Consider the following 3,210-nt stretch of genomic DNA (forward strand, 5'->3'; position numbering starts at 1 on the left):
TTGCCGCTCGCCGGGAAGGTGTCCATCCTGCATCGCATCAGCGGCTTGCTGCTTTTCGTGTCGCTGCCGTTCATTCTTTATCTGCTCGATCAGAGCCTGACCTCGGAACTCAGTTTCGACGCGTTCAAGGGCTTTCTGGCCAACCCCATCGTCAAGATCATCACGCTCGTGCTGTCGTGGGCGTATCTGCATCACTTCTGCGCGGGCATTCGCTTTCTGCTGCTCGACACGCACGTTGGCGTGAACAAGGAAGGCGGCAAGCAAAGCGCGTTGATCGTGCTCGTCGTCTCGCTGCTTCTCACGGCTGTGATGGCCCTTAAAATTTTTGGAGCCTTCTAAGACCATGGCAACCCAAAACAGAGTTGGCCCGAAGCGCCTGGTCGTGGGCGCGCATTACGGCCTGCGCGACTGGCTCGCGCAACGCATTACCGCCGTCGTGATGGCGGCGTACACCGTCGTTTTGCTGTTCTGGTTCTTCGCCGCACACAGCTTCTCCTATGAAGGCTGGGCGTCCATCTTCGCCATGCAGTGGATGAAGCTTGCCACGTTCGTGACTCTGCTTTGCCTGTTCTATCACGCGTGGGTCGGCATTCGCGATATCTGGATGGATTACGTGAAGCCCATGGCCGTGCGCCTGTTTCTTCAGGTGCTGACCATCCTCTGGCTCGTCGGATGCGCCGGCTACGCTGCACAGATTCTCTGGAGAGTTTAAAGAACATGGCTGCAATCAAGACTTCCCTGCCGCGTCGCCGTTTCGACGTGGTCATCGTGGGCGCGGGCGGCTCGGGCATGCGCGCATCGCTGCAGCTCGCGCGTGCGGGCCTGTCGGTCGCTGTTTTGTCGAAGGTGTTTCCCACGCGCTCGCATACGGTCGCCGCGCAAGGCGGCATTGGTGCCTCGCTTGGCAACATGAGCGAGGACAACTGGCACTATCACTTCTACGACACCATCAAGGGCTCCGACTGGCTCGGCGACCAGGATGCAATCGAATTCATGTGCCGTGAAGCGCCCAACGCCGTGTATGAGCTCGAACACATGGGCATGCCGTTCGACCGCAATCCGGATGGCACGATCTATCAGCGTCCGTTCGGCGGACACACGGCCAACTACGGCGAAAAGCCCGTGCAACGCGCCTGTGCCGCGGCCGACCGTACCGGCCACGCGTTGTTGCACACGCTGTATCAGCAGAACGTCGCGGCCAAAACGCACTTCTTCGTCGAATGGATGGCGCTGGACCTGATCCGCGACGCCGAAGGCGATGTGCTCGGCGTCACCGCGCTGGAGATGGAAACGGGCGACGTGTATATCCTCGAAGGCAAGACCACGCTGTTCGCCACGGGCGGCGCGGGACGTATCTTCGCGGCATCGACGAATGCGTTCATCAACACGGGCGATGGCTTGGGCATGGCCGCGCGCTCGGGCATCGCGTTGCAGGACATGGAGTTCTGGCAATTCCACCCGACCGGTGTCGCGGGCGCGGGCGTGCTGATTACCGAAGGCGTGCGCGGCGAAGGCGGCATCTTGCGCAATTCGAACGGCGACCGCTTCATGGAGCGCTACGCGCCGACGCTCAAGGACCTCGCGCCGCGCGACTTCGTTTCGCGTTCGATGGATCAGGAAATCAAGGAAGGCCGTGGCGTGGGTCCGAACAAGGACCACGTATTGCTGGATCTGTCGCACATCGGCGCCGAGACGATCATGAAGCGCTTGCCGTCGATTCGCGAGATCGCGCTCAAGTTCGCCAACGTCGATTGCATCAAGGAGCCCATTCCCGTGGTGCCGACCATCCACTATCAAATGGGTGGCATACCGACGAACATGCACGGGCAGGTCGTGGGTACGTCCAATGGTTATAACGAGCCGGTCAACGGGTTCTACGCGGTGGGCGAATGCTCGTGCGTCTCGGTGCATGGCGCGAACCGTCTGGGCACGAACTCGCTGCTCGACCTGGTGGTGTTCGGCCGCGCGGCGGGCAATCACATCATCAAGCACGCGAAGGAGTTGAAAGAGCACAAGCCGCTGCCGGCCGATGCCGCCGACTTCGCGCTCGAACGCCTTGCGGTGCTGGAGAAGTCGACGTCGGGCGAATACACGCAGAACATCGCCAACGACATTCGTTCGACCATGCAGGCGCATGCGGGCGTGTTCCGCACATCGAAGCTGCTCGAAGAGGGCGTGAGCAAGATCGACGAACTCACCGCGCGCGTGAAGCACGTGCATCTGAAGGACAAATCGAAGGTGTTCAACACGGCGAAGGTCGAGGCGCTGGAGTTGGCGAACCTGATCGAAGTCGCGCGCGCGACCATGGTGTCGGCCGAAGCGCGCAAGGAAAGCCGTGGCGCGCACGCGCACAGCGACTTCGAGCATCGCGACGATGAGAACTGGATGCGCCATACGCTGTGGTTCAGCGAAGGCGATCGCCTCGACTACAAGCCGGTGCAGATGAAGCCGCTGACGGTCGAATCGGTGCCGCCGAAGGCACGGACCTTCTAAGGCACAAGGGAAAATCGAAATGGCAAAGAGAATCTTCGAAGTCTATCGCTACGATCCGGACAAGGACGCAGCCCCGCGCATGCAGACCTACGAGCTGGAGATCGACTCGCACGAACGCATGCTGCTCGATGCACTGCTCAAGCTGAAGTCGGTCGACGAGACGCTGTCGTTTCGCCGTTCGTGCCGCGAAGGCGTGTGCGGCTCGGACGCGATGAACATCAACGGCAAGAACGGTCTTGCGTGTTTGCAGAACATGAACGATCTGCCGCAGCGCATTGTGCTGCGTCCGCTGCCGGGCTTGCCGGTGGTGCGCGATCTGATTTGCGACTTCACGCAATTTTTTAATCAGTATCATTCGATCAAGCCGTATCTGATCAACGACACGCCGCCGCCGGAAAAAGAGCGTCTGCAGTCGCCGGTCGAACGCGACGAGCTCGACGGGCTGTACGAGTGCATTCTGTGCGCGAGTTGCTCGACGTCGTGCCCGAGCTTCTGGTGGAATCCGGACAAGTTCGTCGGCCCGGCGGGCTTGCTGCAGGCGTATCGCTTCATTGCGGATAGCCGGGATGAAGCGACCGGCGAGCGTCTGGACAACCTGGAAGACCCGTATCGTCTGTTCCGTTGCCACACGATCATGAATTGCGTCGACGTGTGCCCGAAGGGGCTCAACCCGACCAAGGCGATCGGCAAGATCAAGGAATTGATGGTGCGCCGCGC

At 60.8% G+C, this 3,210-nt stretch carries 4 protein-coding genes; all 4 read left to right on the top strand.

Annotation, left to right across the window (positions count from 1 at the left end; genetic code table 11):
- A partial coding sequence (gene sdhC, locus NCT03_RS33445) for a succinate dehydrogenase, cytochrome b556 subunit (RefSeq protein WP_250495491.1) occupies positions 1-339 on the top strand: 339 nt, incomplete at its 5' end.
- A 4-nt stretch (positions 340-343) separates the two neighbouring features.
- Positions 344-712: a succinate dehydrogenase, hydrophobic membrane anchor protein gene (sdhD, locus tag NCT03_RS33450; RefSeq protein ID WP_244829108.1), complete on the top strand. Its 369-nt coding sequence runs from the start codon at positions 344-346 to the stop codon at positions 710-712.
- Positions 713-717: 5 nt separating this feature from the next.
- A complete protein-coding gene (gene sdhA, locus NCT03_RS33455; protein WP_244829109.1) occupies positions 718-2,493 on the top strand; it encodes a succinate dehydrogenase flavoprotein subunit in 1,776 nt (591 codons plus the stop codon).
- A 19-nt stretch (positions 2,494-2,512) separates the two neighbouring features.
- Positions 2,513-3,210 (top strand): succinate dehydrogenase iron-sulfur subunit (locus tag NCT03_RS33460; RefSeq protein ID WP_250470234.1); only part of this gene is annotated, 698 nt, incomplete at its 3' end.

Source organism: Caballeronia sp. GAWG1-1 (assembly GCF_023631465.1).
Taxonomy (GTDB): Bacteria; Pseudomonadota; Gammaproteobacteria; order Burkholderiales; family Burkholderiaceae; genus Caballeronia.

Coding starts and splice junctions, on each gene's coding strand:
- sdhD (WP_244829108.1), top strand. CDS start 344: ATGGCAACCCAAAACAGAGTTGGCCCGAAGCGCCTGGTCGTGGGCGCG.
- sdhA (WP_244829109.1), top strand. CDS start 718: ATGGCTGCAATCAAGACTTCCCTGCCGCGTCGCCGTTTCGACGTGGTC.